The sequence below is a fragment of the Tardiphaga sp. 42S5 genome (assembly GCF_034044155.1).
GTDB classification, from domain to species: domain Bacteria; phylum Pseudomonadota; class Alphaproteobacteria; order Rhizobiales; family Xanthobacteraceae; genus Tardiphaga; species Tardiphaga robiniae.
The window spans coordinates 5,934,623-5,950,544 of sequence record NZ_CP139027.1; the positions used below are offsets into that span (position 1 = coordinate 5,934,623).

The 15,922-nt window shown below is 61.5% G+C and carries 14 protein-coding genes and 1 pseudogene; 4 read left to right on the top strand and 11 right to left on the bottom strand.

The window, feature by feature from the left end; translation table 11 throughout:
• Positions 1–164: 164 nt before the first annotated feature.
• Both SFY93_RS27700 and SFY93_RS27705 read left to right on the top strand, forming a co-directional pair.
• Positions 165–485: pseudogene (locus SFY93_RS27700) on the top strand (glycosidase); the annotation flags it as partial.
• A 112-nt stretch (positions 486–597) separates the two neighbouring features.
• Positions 598–774 carry a hypothetical protein gene (locus SFY93_RS27705; protein WP_320445349.1) on the top strand — a complete coding sequence of 59 codons (177 nt, stop codon included), beginning with the start codon at positions 598–600 and terminating at the stop codon, positions 772–774.
• 182 nt (positions 775–956) lie between these two features.
• Here the strand turns inward: SFY93_RS27705 and SFY93_RS27710 are convergent, their stop codons facing one another.
• A complete protein-coding gene (locus SFY93_RS27710; protein WP_068734860.1) occupies positions 957–1,160 on the bottom strand; it encodes a cold-shock protein in 204 nt (67 codons plus the stop codon).
• A gap of 231 nt (positions 1,161–1,391) precedes the next feature.
• On the opposite strand from SFY93_RS27710, the gene SFY93_RS27715 reads away from it, so the two are divergent.
• Both SFY93_RS27715 and SFY93_RS27720 read left to right on the top strand, forming a co-directional pair.
• Positions 1,392–1,523, top strand: coding sequence for a hypothetical protein (locus SFY93_RS27715; protein WP_256461247.1), 132 nt, complete (start codon positions 1,392–1,394; stop codon positions 1,521–1,523).
• Between the two features lie 58 nt (positions 1,524–1,581).
• Positions 1,582–1,830, top strand: a complete 249-nt coding sequence (locus tag SFY93_RS27720) for a hypothetical protein (RefSeq protein ID WP_320445350.1) — start codon at positions 1,582–1,584, stop codon at positions 1,828–1,830.
• Positions 1,831–2,047: 217 nt separating this feature from the next.
• Here SFY93_RS27720 and SFY93_RS27725 read toward each other — a convergent pair whose 3' ends face one another.
• From SFY93_RS27725 to SFY93_RS27770, 10 genes are all read right to left on the bottom strand, one after another.
• Positions 2,048–3,196, bottom strand: coding sequence for an acetyl-CoA acetyltransferase (locus SFY93_RS27725; protein ID WP_320445351.1), 1,149 nt, complete (start codon positions 3,194–3,196; stop codon positions 2,048–2,050).
• Positions 3,193–3,615 (bottom strand): Zn-ribbon domain-containing OB-fold protein, encoded by a 423-nt coding sequence (locus SFY93_RS27730; RefSeq protein ID WP_320445352.1) that lies wholly within the window; start codon positions 3,613–3,615, stop codon positions 3,193–3,195. Before SFY93_RS27730 ends, SFY93_RS27725 begins: the two co-directional genes overlap by 4 nt.
• Positions 3,612–5,264 carry a long-chain-fatty-acid--CoA ligase gene (locus SFY93_RS27735; RefSeq protein WP_320445353.1) on the bottom strand — a complete coding sequence of 551 codons (1,653 nt, stop codon included), beginning with the start codon at positions 5,262–5,264 and terminating at the stop codon, positions 3,612–3,614. Before SFY93_RS27735 ends, SFY93_RS27730 begins: the two co-directional genes overlap by 4 nt.
• A 116-nt stretch (positions 5,265–5,380) precedes the next feature.
• The gene (locus tag SFY93_RS27740; RefSeq protein WP_320445354.1) at positions 5,381–6,694 is read right to left on the bottom strand and encodes an aminotransferase class III-fold pyridoxal phosphate-dependent enzyme; all 1,314 of its coding nucleotides are present in this window, start codon (positions 6,692–6,694) and stop codon (positions 5,381–5,383) included.
• A 31-nt stretch (positions 6,695–6,725) separates the two neighbouring features.
• On the bottom strand, positions 6,726–8,297 hold the full coding sequence (locus SFY93_RS27745) for a hydantoinase B/oxoprolinase family protein (protein ID WP_320445355.1): 1,572 nt from the start codon (positions 8,295–8,297) through the stop codon (positions 6,726–6,728).
• Positions 8,294–10,294, bottom strand: coding sequence for a hydantoinase/oxoprolinase family protein (locus SFY93_RS27750; RefSeq protein WP_320445356.1), 2,001 nt, complete (start codon positions 10,292–10,294; stop codon positions 8,294–8,296). The genes SFY93_RS27745 and SFY93_RS27750 overlap by 4 nt, the downstream gene beginning before the upstream one ends.
• Before the next feature lie 74 nt (positions 10,295–10,368).
• Positions 10,369–11,979 carry an ABC transporter substrate-binding protein gene (locus tag SFY93_RS27755; protein WP_320445357.1) on the bottom strand — a complete coding sequence of 537 codons (1,611 nt, stop codon included), beginning with the start codon at positions 11,977–11,979 and terminating at the stop codon, positions 10,369–10,371.
• Between the two features lie 341 nt (positions 11,980–12,320).
• Positions 12,321–13,826 (bottom strand): MocR-like pyridoxine biosynthesis transcription factor PdxR, encoded by a 1,506-nt coding sequence (locus tag SFY93_RS27760; protein ID WP_414716995.1) that lies wholly within the window; start codon positions 13,824–13,826, stop codon positions 12,321–12,323.
• Between the two features lie 206 nt (positions 13,827–14,032).
• Positions 14,033–15,139 (bottom strand): ABC-type transport auxiliary lipoprotein family protein, encoded by a 1,107-nt coding sequence (locus tag SFY93_RS27765; RefSeq protein ID WP_320445359.1) that lies wholly within the window; start codon positions 15,137–15,139, stop codon positions 14,033–14,035.
• A 1-nt stretch (position 15,140) separates the two neighbouring features.
• The gene (locus SFY93_RS27770; protein ID WP_320445360.1) at positions 15,141–15,920 is read right to left on the bottom strand and encodes an ABC transporter ATP-binding protein; all 780 of its coding nucleotides are present in this window, start codon (positions 15,918–15,920) and stop codon (positions 15,141–15,143) included.
• Positions 15,921–15,922 lie beyond the last annotated feature (2 nt).

The window sequence follows — 15,922 nt, forward strand, 5'->3', positions numbered from 1 at the left end:
TCGCACAGGTCCCATACCAAAGAGATAGGAAATCCTATGAATTTCCCGAATAAATACGTGTTTAACTTTCGAAAGCGCTCGGAGCGACCCCGATCGACGTTCCGAATGAAGGCCTGACTGACGGCGGAAAATCGGCCTCTCGAATTTTCCGTAGCCGGCCGCCGCAAATTGGCAACCGCGGCTCACCTATCGAATTAGATGAGGGCTGGCTATTGCTGACACACGGTGTCGGCCCGGTCCGCAAATATCCGATAGGAGCAGCACTGCTCGACAAAAACGACCCGACGAAGGTGCTGGGGCGCCTGGACGAACCGCTCCTTCGACCTGCGCCGTCCGAGCGCGAAGGATATATGCCGAACGTCGTCTATACATGCGGCGCAATGCGGCATGGCGATCAAATTATCTTCCCGTATGCGATTTCGGACAGTTACTCGAACATCGCGACGATCGATATAAGAAGCCTGCTTGCAGCGATGGAAAAATAAGAGCTGACTTAGCTTTACCGTAGATGCAATCGGACGTGGCTTCTCGGCACGCCCAGCTCGTCCGTGGTCGGTACCTCACCAGACGGCAAGTAGAACTTTTGGGAGACGCATAATGACCGGCGAAAAATCAAGGGCGCTCGTTCTCGGAACGACAGTCTTTTGGAAGAACGATAAAAATGACTTTGGCACCGTCATCGCCAAGGACTGGAGCAGCGTCACGGTCAAATGGGATAACCGCGCCAGCCAGACAATCATGCACAACGATATGGATAGCTGCACGGCAGCTTGAATTTACTTGGCCCAAACGAGCATTCCTGACGATCATTCGCGAAAGCCGACGCGACACCAACCAGCCGCTGGAATCATCGCGAAACGCCCGCCGGGACAAGTCCGACGGGCTGCCAGTTATGTGGTCATTTGGGCGACAGCCGGGCGCCACCAGACTTGCGGCGCCAGGCAAAAAGAGGCCGATCAGCCAACCCGCAGGTTCTCTGCCGACGTCTTGCCACGGTTGGCCACTTCCTCGAAACTGACCTTGGCCCCTTCATTCAAAGTGCTCAGCCCCGCCTTCTCGACGGCCGAGATGTGAACAAAGACGTCCTTGCTGCCATCGTCCGGCTGGATAAAGCCGAAGCCCTTCGTCGCATTGAACCATTTTACTACGCCAGTGGTCACTTCAGTTCTCCCGGTTGTCTCTGAACGATAGCAACGCTGAATTCAGGGAGGAGTCAATCAAGCAAACTTCCATCTCCTGAATTGATGCGGCTGTCGGCTGCCAGGACGACGGGTGGCGGTAGTCCTCCCGCGCTGCCGCGATGCGACAGCGACTTTAGGCAACATAATCTCCGGGAATCCTAACCGACGTGCTAATGTCACTGAAGCCCAGTGCGGGCGGAGGACCAAACCATGGCCAAAGGCGAACAACGGAACAATCGCGAAGTAAAGAAGCCCAAGAAGGACAAGGCCAAGACGATCGCGGCAGCTCCGACCATGAAGGGCCTGATGCATCCCGAAGCGGAAAAGCCCCGAAAGAAATAGCGGAACAGAGCGCATCGTCAGCATAGCTGCGGCATCTGAGGTCACGGGCACCCGGCGCATGATCCATGCGCTCGATCGCGCTGCCGCGTTCGCGGCGATTGAGAGCCGTTATGTTCAATTAAATATCCCCCTTCCGGGGCGGTCCGATGCGCATCGCGCAGTGCTGATCACCGGCGCCGGCGAGGCATTCTGCGCCGGTGGCGATGTGAAAGGCATGGGCGACCGCAGCAGCACAGGCGAACTAACCTTTGGCCAGAAAGTAACGCGTCTGCCGGGCCGCGTAAGCAACTTCTGCCGGCAAAGCTAGGAACATTTCACCGTATTGGGGCGATACATACAGGCCCCATTCATCGCCGGGCTTCGGCAATGTGTACCTGTTTCAACAGACAGCGAGGCAAGCCGATGAAGGCCATAATTTCAACTTCACGATCGATAGGAAGAACTAGGGCAGCATCGGTGACACCACGTGTGGTTACACATGATCGTCTATTATCCACAAGGTGTGGACATTAAAAGATCTGTCATTACAGCGTGTTGGCGCCGCCAAGCACGGCCGTGAATTCATGTGAGAAAGTGCAGCCATTGCCATGAGCGATCGCGATCTCGGCATCCGCGATCTGCCGTGCGCCGGCATTGCCGCGCAATTGCTCCGTCGCTTCGATCAGCGTGAACAGTCCATACATGCCTGGATGCGCAAACGACAATCCACCACCATTTGTATTGACCGGCAGAGCACCACCCGGCGCGATCCGACCACCGGAGACAAATGCGCCGCCCTCGCCCTTCTTGCAGAACCTCATGTCTTCCAGGAACATGATGACATTGATGGTGAAGGCGTCGTAGAGCTGCAATACATCTACATCAGCCGTGGTGATGCCCGCCATCTCGAACGCGCGCGGCGCGCATTCGGCCGTCGGCGTCGTACAGAAATCCGGGATCTGCGAGACCTCGCGGCTCCAGCTCGCCCCGGCGCCGCCGAGGAAATAGACGGGCTTGTGCTTCAGCGCCTTCGCACGATCGGGACTGGTGATGATGACGGCTGCACCACCATCACTCATCAGACAGCAATCCAGCCGCGAGAGCGGATCGGCCACCAGCGGCGATGCCAGCACCTCGTCGATGGTCAGCGGCGCCTTCATCGTCGCATCGGGATGCAGCTGTGCCCATTGCCGCGCGGCGACGGCAACTTCCGCCATCTGCGCGCGCGTGGTGCCATATTCATACATGTGCCGCGCGGCGCACATCGCGTAGCCGGGCAGCGGCGACGCCAGACCGTAGACTTTCTCGAAGGTCGGCAGTTCGTGGATGCCGAAGGTGCCGGCCTGTTTGAGGTTGGAGCCATAGGCGATCAGCACCGTGGTGCAGAGCCCAGCCTCGATGGCCATTGTCGCCTGCAGGAGATGCGACAGGAAGGACGAGCCGCCGGTCATGTCCGAACACGCCCATTTCGGACGGATGCCGAGATACTCACCCATCGAGAGCGTCGGGAACATGTGATACAGCGTGCCGCCGCAAATGCCGTCGATGTCCTTCAACTGCAGGCCCGCATCGGCGACCGCGCGCGCAGTGGCGCCGGCCATCAGGTCCATCGAGGACAGACCGGGCGTGCGGCCGAGGCCGTAAGTGCCAAGGCCGACGATGGCGCTCTTGCCACGCAACGAGGATGCGGTCATGGCGTGGCTCCCACGGGACGAAACAGCACGATGGGCTGTTCGCTATTGGCATAGGTGCCAAAGTCGACCGGTGCGATCACCGCCTGCACGCGCATGCCGATATGAACCTCATCCGGAGCGCACGCGATGACGCGGCTGAGCATGCGGACGCCCTCGTCGAGCTCGACCACGCAGGCATTGTAATCGCCGCCGTGTTTCGCGGATCGGCGCATGACCGTCGTCGAGTAAATCGTGCCGAAGCCACTGACTTCGACGAATGCGAGATCGTCGGCGCCGCTGCGCGGCGCAATCAGGCGCGGATAGAACACATATTCACCGGTGGAGCGCGAGCGCTGAATCATCAGCCTGCCGGCGCGAAGATGCGCCCAGAACTGCCCTTCCGGGCCCAACTCTGTCGTTGGCGATGTTGGCATCGTCATGTCCACTCCGCTTCCTGCAGCGACCGCCAGCTGATCTTGTTGCTTTCCGAGCGCGGCAGGCTATCGACCAGCACCACCGAGCGTGGCGTCTTGTAATTGGCCATGGCGCCGCGCGCCCAGCCAATGATGTCGTCTGCCGTTGTCGACGCTTTGGCCGCATCATGCAGGACCACCAGCGCCTTCACCGACTCGCCGCGATAGCTGTCCGGCGTCGAGATGATGCAGCACTCTTTTATGGCGGGATGGCCATACATGATGGACTCGACCTCCGCCGGCCACACCTTGAAGCCTGACACATTGATCATCCGCTTCAGCCGATCGACAGCAAAGAAATAGCCGTCGCGGTCGCGATATCCGAGATCGCCGGTGCGTAGAAAGCGCTTACCGCCCAGCGTGACGAATGAGGTCTCGTTCGCTTCGGGCTTGTTCCAGTAGTTCTGCAGCACCTGCGGGCCGTTGACCACGATCTCGCCGATTGCGTCACTGCCGAGCTCGGTCAGCGTGTCGGGATCGATGATCCGCGCGTCGGTCTGGTGCACGGCAATGCCGAGGCACTGGCGCTTGGGCGCTTGCATCGGATTGATGTGGGTCGGCGACATGGTCTCGGTCATGCCATAGCCCTCGACGAATTCGAGGTTGAAGCGGGTCTTCAGCCGCTCGGCCACCGCTACCGGCATCGCTGCGCCACCTCCGGTGATGACCTTGAGCTTTGCAAAACATTCTTCGCGGAATGTCGGGCTCGACAGCACGTCGACGATCATCGTCGGCGCCGCGTTCCAGAAGGTCACGCCATGGGCCTCGAACAGATCAGGGATCAGGTCCTTATCCCAACGCGCCATCAACATCAGCGTCGCGCCGACCGAGATCGCCGCATTCATCGAGCCCTGCATGCCCGCGACATGAAAGAACGGCTGCACGCCAGTCAGCACGTCATCCCCGCCGAGCCGGTACCAGCGCGCCTGCAACACCGCCGTGAACAGCACGCTCGCGTGCAGATGCATGCAGGCCTTCGGCTTGCCCGTGGTACCGGAGGTGTAAGGGAACAGGCAGAGATCGGCTGGCGTCGCGGTCATCGGCAACGGCGCCTCGTTGCGAGCGATCACATAGTCCCAGGCGCGCCAACCCGGCGCCGTGGGGCACGATCCGTTCTGCGTCACGCAGCCTGGCAGCGTGTAAGGCGATGTCTCGGGTACATAATCGCGATAGTGCGCGACGATGATGCTGTTGATGGCGTTGCCAAGCAGCGGTGCAAAAACATCGACGAGATCGCTGCCGATGATCGCCATCGTGGCGCCGCTGTCAGATGCCATGTAGTCGAGCTCGGCCGTCTTGTTCATCGGGTTGATCGGCACGACCACCGCATCGGCCCGCATGACGGCGTAATACGCGATCACATATTGCGGCGAATTCTGCAGCGCGACCATGACGCGGTCGCCGCGCTTCACGCCGCAGATGTTCTGCAGATAGCCGGCAAGCGCATCGACCTGCCGCAGCAATTCCGCATAAGTGAGAACACCGCCATAAAACAGCGTGGCCGGATGATCCGGCCGCGCCGTCGCCGCCCGCACCAGCGCATCGTAGAGGACGCCCTCGGGCAACGGCAGCGTGTGCGGCTCGCCGGGTGGCCAGAACGGAGAGATGTCACTCACTTTGAGCCTCCGAACGCAGTCATCATGCGGTTTTCAAGCGAAAAAGTGCCAGACCTTGGCGATGACGGCACGGATGTCCTGTTCGTCTTGCATCAGTAATTCTCTGTTGTCGTGTGTCAGTTGAGGTCGCCGGAACGCGCATGTTCCTGGTCGGCAAGTTCGAGTCCGTGGTCGAGCGCTCCGAGCAGGCGCTCGGCATCCTGCTCGCTGATGATCAGCGGCGGCGCCAGGAACAGCGAGGTCTGCTCGCCGCTGGTGCCGATCACGGCGCCGGCTTCCATGGCCCGCGCGGCGACACGTGAGGCGATCGGATTTTCCTTGGTGTCGGCAGCCCATGAACGCCAGTCGGGCCCGTGCAGTTCGACGGTCCAGTGCAGGCCCTGGCCGGCAACGCGGCTGACGCTCGGATGACTGCGCGCGATTTCGAGCAGGCGCTTCGTGAAGAACACTTCCATGGCGCGTACGCGTGCCAGAATGTCCTCTTCCGTCACCACATTGAGATAGGCACTGACGGCGGCCATGCTGATCGGATGGCCGCGCAGCGTACCGTAGTTCTGCCAGCTCGATCCCTTGAGCTGCTCGACAATCTTCTTGGACACGATCACGGCCGCGACCGCCGCAGCACCGCCGCCGAGCGACTTGCCCATGGTCACGATGTCGGGACGGCTCTGCGCGCCCTGGAACGCGAACCAGCGGCCGGAGCGGCCGGCGCCGGTGACGACTTCGTCGGCAATCCAGATCGAATTTGCTTTCGCGGCGTGATCGGCGACTTCGTCCTGATAGTCGCCGTCGTAATAGTTACCACCCTGCGTGTAGTCGATGATGGTCGCCGCCGTATCCGCCAGAACGGCGCCGGCACCGGCGAGCACGTCTTTGACCGGCTGGTTGCTGAGCGGCGCGCCATAGATCGCCCCGTCAGGTGCAGGCAGGATCTTCACCGGCGCCATCGGGGCCGGCAGACGCGAACCGCCGGCCTGCACGGCGAGCCCACCATGCCAGTGCGGCTGCACGGTCATGCTGCGCGATAGACCGACGAGGCCGTGATAGGCGCGCTCGCGCGTCGCCAGTGCCGTCTTCTGCGACAGGGCCTGGCACAACGATAGCGCCATGTCGTTGGCCTCGCTGCCACTGATGCAGAAGCGCACGCCGCCGACCCAATTCTCTTCGCCCGCAAAGGCAGTGCTGATCAGATCATCGGCAGCTTTCTCGCGATCGATCCAGGTCCAGCCTTCGTTGACGACCGGCGTATCCGCGGCTGCACGAATGGCTTCCACCATTTTCGGGTGGCGATGACCGAGCCCGCCACCGGTGTTGCTGCCGTCGATCAGGCGACGCCCATCCTGCAGATGGAAATACACGCCTTCGCCGCCAACCACGGTCAGGGGCGCGCTGTCGCCGGCATTGAGGCCCGTCCGCAAAAGTCTGCTCATCGATTATCCCTTTTGTCCTTGCGGAGGTGCATCACGCGCGGCCATAGCCGCCGCCGCCGCACATCTCGATGGTGATGACATCGTCCCGTTGCAACACGAGATTCGACTTGCCCTCGACGTCAATCACGTCGCCGCCGCGCGTGAGCGTGAGGCGTGCGGTCTTGCCGGGTGCGCCGCCCTTCAGCCCGAACGGAGGAATAAGCTTGCGCTCGACACAACTGGTCAGATGCATGCTGGGGGCAAGGATGCGGTAGCTGCGCACGACACCGTCGCCGCCCGGATAGGCGCCTGCCCCGCCGGAGCCCCAGCGGATCGACTGCTGCTCGACCCGGATATTGTAGTTGGCCTCGATGGCCTCGGCCGGTGTGTTGGAGGTGTTGGTCAGGTGCACGCGGGTCGCGGCGCAGCCGGCGCGGTTATGCCGCGCACCCTCGCCGCCGGCATGGACCTCGTACAGCATCTTCCATGAGCCATCCTGCCGCGGCTCGGCGAAAGAGAGCATGCCGGACGTGGTGGCGCCGCCCGACGACAGCCGCTCCGGAATCACGTCCTGCATGGCCAGGAAGATCGCATCGACGATGCGCAGCGAGGTCTCGTGATTGCCTGCCGCCACCGGTGCGGTGAGACCGGGTTCGAAGATCGAACCCGGCCGGGTGATGATGGTGAGCGGACGCAACGCGCCACCATTCTGCTGCATATCGCGCCCGCTCATGATGCGCGCGCTATAGGCCACCGCGGATTTCGCGATGAAGGACGTCGTATTGCAGAAATTGGAGACCCGGTCGCAACTGCCGGACAGATCGAAGGTCGCTTGGTCGCCCTTGATCGTGATCTTCACATGGATACGGGCTGGTTCATCGCCAGGGCCACCGTCATCAAGGAAATCCTCGCCTTCATAGACGCCGTCAGGTAGCCCGAGAATGGCCTCGCGCATCTCGGCTTCGGAGAGATCGTGCAGCCGCGACAGCGCCGCGACGAACATTGCCTTGCCGTGCTGCTTGCACAATTCGACGATGCGCTTTTCGCCGGCCAGTGTGCAGGCGATCTGGCCGAGCAGATCGCCCTCGCAGGATTCGGGATCGCGGACATTGACCTTGAGGAACTGGACGATGGCATCGCTGACACCCGCCGCGGTGGCGATCTTGATCGGCGGAATCCGCAGCGCTTCCTGGAAGGTGTCGATGGCCTTGGCGAGATAGCTGCCCGGCCAGGTGCCGCCGATATCGGGCCAATGCGCGAGGCTGACGGCGAAGGCAACGATATCACCCTCGAAGAATACCGGGCGAACGACCTTGACGTCGTTCAGGTGATTGCCGCCGAGCGCGCCGAGATTATAGATCAGCACATCGCCTTCGCTCATGGTCGCAGCCGGCACGACTTTCAGCAATTCGCGGATCGTATAGGCCATGGCGCCGAGATGAACCGGGATGTCACGGCCCTGCCCGACCAGTTCGCCCTGCGCGTCGGTGATCGCCGAGGACAGATCGCCGGCTTCGCGCAGCAGCGGCGAGCGCGCCGAGCGTGTCATCACCAGGCTCATCTCTTCCGCTGCGGCCGACAGGCCATGGCGGATCACTTCGACGGCAAACGGGTCGAGCTTCATGATGCCACCTTCGCGAGATAGAGATTGCCGTTGCTGTCCGGCGTCGCTTGCCATTGCGGCGGGAGGACTACGGTGGACCAAGCGTCTTCGATGATCGCCGGACCGGTGACGACATCGATCATTGCGCTGCGATCGATCACATCGGTCATCACGTCCAGCGCGCCATCGAACGAGCAACGGCGCTTCGGAGCAGCTTCGGCGCGTAAAACTGTCGTCGGGCGACTGACTTCAGTGGTCGAGGGCTGCCGCGCCTGCGCACGCACGGATTCGATCACGCAGCTTTCGTTGGTCGCGTAGCCGAACAACTCGCGATGCTTGACGAGAAAGTCCTGCCGAAGTCTATCGACATCGAGCGGCATCGTGAACGGCACGGGGATCGCATCGGCCTGCGCGACATAGCGCATCAGCGCGACCAGTTCGATCTGGATGGAGTCGCGCGGGATCGCATTGGCGAGCAGAGGCACGAGGGTCTGCTCGACCAGCGCTTCGATACGTTGCGTGACCTTGGCCAGATCGATGCCGTCCAGCGCGATGCGTAACGTCTGCTGCTGCAGGAAGCTGAAATCCGCAGTCAGACATCCCAGCGCGGAGAAGGCGCTGGACGCAGCGGGCACCACGATCTCGGTGATCCCGTAGAGTTCCGCGAGACCCGCCGCATGCATCGGGCCGCCACCACCAAACGCCAGCAGCGTGCAGTCGCGACCATCGATGCCGCGCTCCACCGTCACGCGGCGCAACGCTCGCGCCATGGTGGCATTGGCGACGCGGATGATACCAAGTGCGGTTTCGGTAAGGCTCAGTTCAAGTCCTTGCGCGATCGGCTCGATCACGCGGGCCGCGGCATCTACATCGATGCCGATGCGGTCGCCTAGCTTGGTTTCGGGGTTGAGATAGCCGAGCAGCGCATTGGCATCGGTGATGGTCGGCTTGGTGCCGCCACGGCCATAGCAGGCTGGGCCCGGCTCGGAGCCGGCACTTTCCGGCCCGACGGTCAGACCGCCTGCGCCGGCGCGAACGATGGAGCCACCGCCGGCGCCGATGGAATGTACCGCAAGCATCGGCTGACGCAGCGGGCGATCGCCAAGCATCTTGCCGTCGGCCATCTCCGCCTGGCCATCGACGATCAGACAGACGTCGGTCGTCGTGCCGCCCATATCGAAAGTGAGCACGCGGGATTTCTTGAGCTGGCGCGCGATGCTGACCGAGGCCGCGACGCCGGCTGCCGGGCCGGACATCGCCATCACCAGCGGACGGCGCTTGACGGCCGAGATCGGGATCATGGCGCCGGCGGAGTGAAACACCTGCAGGCCCGCACCGATGGGCAGACGTTCTTCAAGCTCGCTCAGATATTCCACCGCAATCGGCATCGCCGCCGCATTGAACGCCGTAGACGACGTGCGCTCATATTCGCGCGCTTCGGGATTGATCTCGTGCGACAGCGAGACATGCGGCACGATGGCCTTCAACCGTTCGGCCAGCATCTGCTCATGGACGGGATTGGCATAGGCATGCAGCAGCGAGACGGCGACGCTTTCCACGCCAGTCTCCTTCAGCCAGGCGATCAGGCGCTCGATTTCGGCTTCGGCCAGTGGCCCCAGCACCTGGCCCTCGTGATCGAGGCGCTCATCGAGCGCGAAACACAATTCACGCGGCACCAACGCCTTGGCCTTTGGCGCGATATCCAGGCGATAGAGATCGCGGCGGCGATAGCGCGCGATCTCTAGAACGTCCTCGAAACCCTTCGTGGCGATCAGAGCGATCCTGGGCAGGCGCTCCTCGACAATCGCATTGGTGATCCGGGTGGTGCCGTGAATGAAGCGCTTCACGTCGCTCTTGCGCAGACCAACAGCCTCGATGGCTTCGAGCATCGCCTGTACCGGCGCGTGGGGGCGCGACGGCACCTTGGCGATCCGCGTCTCTGACGTGTCGCGCCGGATGGCGATGATATCGGTGAAGGTGCCGCCGATGTCGGTTCCGATTTCCCAGATATTCGTCACGCGCGTTGGTCCCGCTTTCGTTCAGGGCCGGCGATGCAGTACAAGGGCTACATCGTCGGGTCGTTCGTCTTCGCTTACTTGCGGGCGAGGTCGCGGAAATCGACCTGGCGGTGAAACCAGTAGGTGTAGCCATCGAGCTGCGGGATCATCACGGCGTCCTGGTTCGCCTGCCACAACAGCACGAGCGGAACTTCCTTGACGTATTCCGCGATCATCTGCTTGCCCATCTCGTCATACTTGGCCTGATCCTGCTCGAACCGAGCCTGATTGGCCAGCTTCACCACCAGCTCGTCATTCCAGGAGCTGTAATTCCAGCGCTGGTTACCGGTGAAGAAATTGCGGAAGAAGTAATCGGTGGTCGGCAGCCAGGCGTTGGAACCTTCGGTGAAGAACGGCAGCTTCTTGTCGGTGATCTGCGTCGACATCTGCGAGTCCGGCAGCTTCTGCACGTCGACCTCAATGCTGAGCTTCGCCAGCGCCTCCTTCAGCAGCGCCGCCATCGGCTCGGTGACAGCGGCGGAGCCGACATTGATGCTGAAAGTGGTCTTGAAGCCCTTCTCGAAACCGGCTTCAGCCAGGAGCTGTTTGGCCTTGGCCATATCGGTCTTCGCCGGCATCGGCTGCGGGAAATCACCATTTGGTGGCGACGTCCACGACGCACCGAACAACGGGAAGCCGCGTTTGAAGATCGCTGCGCTGAACATGTCGTTATAGGGCAGCGCCATGGCGATGGCCTGACGGACCTTGAGATTGTCGAACGGCGCCATCTGCGTGTTGAAGGCAATCATGGTGAAGCCGTTGGTCTGCGGCGACGACTCCACCTTGACCTTGCCGCGCTGCTGCAGCGACGGTACGTCGCTGGCCTGCAGATCGATGGCGATGTCGGCATCGCCCTTCTCGATCAGATTGGCCCGCGTGGCGGGATCGCCGATGGTCTGTTCGATGACGCGCTTGAAGTAAGGAAGCTTGCCGTCACGACCGCTCTTCCAGTTGTCGTTGCGCTTCAGGATCAACTGTTCACCCGGCTTGAACATCTCGACCGTGTAGGCGCCCGAGCCGGCGGTGCTGGTCTTCAGCCATTCCTGAGCCCAGGGATCCTCGGCGGTCGCATGCTGCTTCGCGAGCTTGCTGTTGAAGATCGGCGCCAGCGGCGTAGCGAGATTGGCCAGCGCCAGACGATCCGCCTTTGGCAGCGTCACCGTGATGGTGCGCTCATCGACGATGGCGAACTGTTCCGCCTTCGTCAGGGAGCCAGTGCCCATCTGTCCCGCGGCAATTGATTTCGCGGTGACGGCACGATCGAGCGACCATTTCACGTCTGCTGCAGTGACAGGCGTGCCATCGTGCCACTTGGTATCGCGCAGCTTGAAGGTGATCTTCAGCCCGTCCGGGCTGACCTCATAACTCTCGGCCAATTCGCCGCGGATCCTGCTGCGGTCGAATACCCAGACGCCGTTTTCGTCGCGCTTGCGGTCGAAGGCCACAAGGCGGTCATAGATGCTGGTCGAGACACCGAAGGCCTCACGCGTCGCGCCCGGGGTGGTCGGGTCCAGCGTGGGGATGTTGTTACCGGTCACCTGACGCAGCGTCTCGGCCCGCGTCTGCGCCTGTGCCGCCACTGGTGTGAGCGCCATCAGCAGCACGCTGCCCATCAATCTCAACAAACGCCCGCGATCAGCCATCATCTGCCACCGTCCCCTGTCGAACCTCGTTCTGCAAAATCTTGGCGCATCGCGCGCATCCGGATAGAGCCAGACTCGCTGGAAACGACTAGGCCAGATTGCCGAACGCAGGGTAACGCGCGAGCGAGACGCCAAGGTGCTTTGTTACAGTGCAAGCGCTGCATGCAAATGCAGCAACGATCTCATCGATGCGCCTATCCGCTCAAATGCAGGATGTGCGGGAGTGGTCGCGCCGTCGATGGTTCGACGAGATCGCGCCTTGGCGGCGGCCGGGAGCTCCCCGCCGACGATTGATCAATTCGCAGGCGCGCGGCCATTGCCGGGAATGCATTTGGCGGATCGGATTATTTTTTTGCTGCAGATGGCTCCACATCGAGAATCTGCGCCATTTTCGCGATCAGGCGCGTCGCATCGGCGGGCTTGAGGCGGCCATAGCCCAATACGAGGCCGGCATAGATCGGCGCCTCCAGATGATTCTGCGATAGCGGCTGCACGTGGAGACCCGCTTGCTTCAACAGCCGCGCGGCCTCCACATCGCTCATCCGCGCCTTCAGGCGCTCGGTGAACAGAGCGACGAGATGAAGACCGGTTGCGCAGGGAGCGACGGTGAGATCATCAGGTAAATACTGACGGATCGCATCCATCAGGGCCTTCTGCCGCTCCGCATAGACTTTTCGCATGCGGCGGAGATGGCGCAGCAGATGGCCCTCGCGCATGAATTCGGCGAGCGCACGCTGGCCGATGCCGGAACTGTGCACGTCGATACGCGCGCGGCCCTTCGTGAAGATCTCGACGAAGCGCTCCGGCGCGACGATGTAGCCCAAGCGCAAGCTCGGCATCATGATCTTGGAGAAGGTGCCGAGATAGATCACGCGCTGCTCGCGGTCGAGCGACTTCAGCGACGCGATCATACTGTCCTGATGCCGGAACTCGGAATTGTAGTCGTCCTCGACAATCCAGACGTCGTTGCGATTGGCCCAGTCAAGCAATTCCAGCCGCCGCTCCAACCCCATGCTGACGCCGAGCGGATATTGATGCGACGGCGTCACCACGATCAGCTTCGCATTCGGCGCGCGGCGAATGCCCTCGGTGACGCATAGCCCCTTGTCATCCACCGGTATCGGCACCAATTTACCGCCCGCCGCTGTCAGCGACCACTGCGCCTCTACGAAGCCCGGTTCCTCCACCCAGACTTCGTCGCCATGATCGAGGATCATGCGGCTGCACAGATCGAGCGCGCTGGAAGTGCCCGAGGTCACGACGATCTGCTCAGGCGTGCAGACGAGACCACGTACCGCGCCGAGGAAATCCGCGATCTCGCGCCGAAGCTCGGGAAGCCCGGCGGGGGACAAATCGAGGCATTCCTCCTTGTCGGGGTGCTGCGACGTCTGGCGCAGCAACCGAGCCCAGTCGCCGAACGGAAAGGTCGAAATATCGGGTGCACCGGGGCTGAAATCGGACGCCCAATTGGTCTCGTAGGTAAAGCCAATCAGCGACTGCCAGCGCTGAGAGATGGGGCCGGCGATACGAGAGGTATCCGCAGACGCGCCCGCCGGCGATGCTGCGTTGCGGCTGAATGCGGCGACCGAGACACCGCCGCGCGGCATCGATTCCAGATAGCCTTCGGCGTAGAGGATGTCCCAGGCACTCAGCACCACCATGCGCGAGCAACCGAGTTCGCGCGCAATCTCCCGCGAACCGAGAAACTGGGTGCCCGCCGGCAACGTCCCGTGCAGAATCCCCTCGCGCATCTGCGCCGCGATTTGCTGGGGCAATGCCACAGACGAAGCCCGGTCAAGACGGATGCCCGCCAGCGACATCCGCCTCCTCTGGCCAGTGGAATTCTGCATGCGAAACGGGGCCCGGACAAACGATCAAGATGAATGCGGCCGAACAAGTAGCAGCACGGAAGGCTGGACGTCCACATCGCCCGTACAACCCCGATGGCCGAGCTCGCCAGGCGCCCTGCACACGGGTTGAGATCGGAGCCAAGACGCTTCCAGCCGCTAGAATCTCGATCGCAAAGCGGACAAGCCAACCATTGCTGATTCCGAAGTCAGAAACTCTGGGTAGTCCAAGAGACGAGCTCTTTGGCAAGGCTTGAGAAAGCGGAGTCGAAAGCCCGAACGGTTCCTGGTGCATCCAGCTTTTCGATCCTCTGGCTCTGGCGAAATATCCGTGAAGCCATGACCTTTCCATCCTTATCCAAAATCTTTGTAGACAACTCAATTTCTGCCACGGGGGTTTCATCGGGCCCAACGTCAAATCGTCTGACATCGATCAAAAGCTGATAATCGGGCTGAACGCCGTCCAGCGGCCGCGTGGGTGCATGCGTTACGTCGTAGTTTTCGAAACTCTCCAAGATCTTCGCCTGGATGAGCTTGGGGATGCTGTCTGCCCACTGCGCATCGGGGAAGGCCGCCGTGTCCTTGGGTTGCGAAAACAAGAATCGTTGCGTCTGCAAAAGGACGACAGCTGTTGGCTCGGGTATCGCGAACTGCCCCTTAAGTATTTTGGTTGGTGCCGGGAAATCAACAGCAGCGCGAAGATTATAGGTCACCTTAGATACCGGAGAAGCGCCGCCGCCCGTCATTCGCTCCAGACCGCTGACAATTCCGTCGAGCTTTCCAGTGTTGCGAGCGAGTCCTTCTGAGAACACTTGAAGATTGGCGATCGTGCTTTTGAGCGGCGCGGCATTGTCCGCCAGAACGCCGTCGACCCGCCCAAGGGCATCGCGTGCCGCTTGTGTCATACTGCGGCCAGCGCCGGGTTCGGCTACCAGCATCGTCACGGGAGCGGAATTCGCCAACAATTTACCTCCCTCCAATGCGATTACCGGCACCCCCGTCAGTCCCTGGAAGTCCAATCCCACCTTTGTGTCACTGCGAACGGGAGTGGTGTTCACAACCGAGATGCTTGCATTGACGCGACTGGGGCTATCGGCCGCCAAATCGAGACGCGTCACCTCCCCTACGCGAATGCCGTTAAAGAGCACCGCGGCGCCCACCAGCAGACCCGGCACAGAGCCGTCGAACTGAATCTGATAGGCAGTCCGCGGACCTGAATTTCCGGTGCTATGCAGCCAGAATATAAAGCCGAACACCGCAGCGATAGCTGCGAGAACGAATGCGCCGACGATGACGAAAGGAGCGCGCGTTTCCATATCAAATCGCCTTTGGTTGGAGCATGAGGGAGCGCTTGCCATGAAAATAAGCCTTAACCCATGGATGCTCGGATCGAAGCAGCTCGCTCATCGGTCCGATCGTGACGATTTTTCCATCAGCCAGGGCGGCAACGCGATCACAAACGGTGTTCAGACTGGCGAGATCGTGCGTGACCATGAAGACCGTCAGTCCAAGGGTCTTCTGCAACGTCTTGATCAGCGTATCGAAATCGCCAGCTGCGATAGGATCGAGGCCGGAAGTCGGTTCATCGAGAAAGACGATGGCCGGATCCAGCGCCAATGCGCGTGCAAGCGCGACTCGCTTTGTCATGCCGCCGGAGAGTTCCGACGGAAACTTGGCACCGTCTTCCGGCGCGAGACCCACCATTTCCAGCTTGGCACTCGCAATCTCGGTCATGAGCTCGTCCGAGAGCGTTGCATTCTCGCGAAGCAGAAACTCGACGTTCTGCAATGCCGTAAGAGACGAGAACAGTGCTCCCTGCTGAAACAACACTCCCCATTTTGCAGCGACATCCCTTGTCCGGCGCCCGGGCGTCAGACCGATATCGCTCCCCATGACCTCGATCTTTCCGCTATTCCGCTCAATCAAACCAATCACGGTCCGCATCAGCACCGATTTCCCGCCACCGGAGGCACCGACCAGCCCCAGGATTTCGCCGCGCCGAACATCAAGTGAAAGACGATCGATGACGATATGGCGGCCGAAACCGACAACTAGGTCCTCAACATGGATGGCAACATGCGTGTCTGTCTCCTGCATCG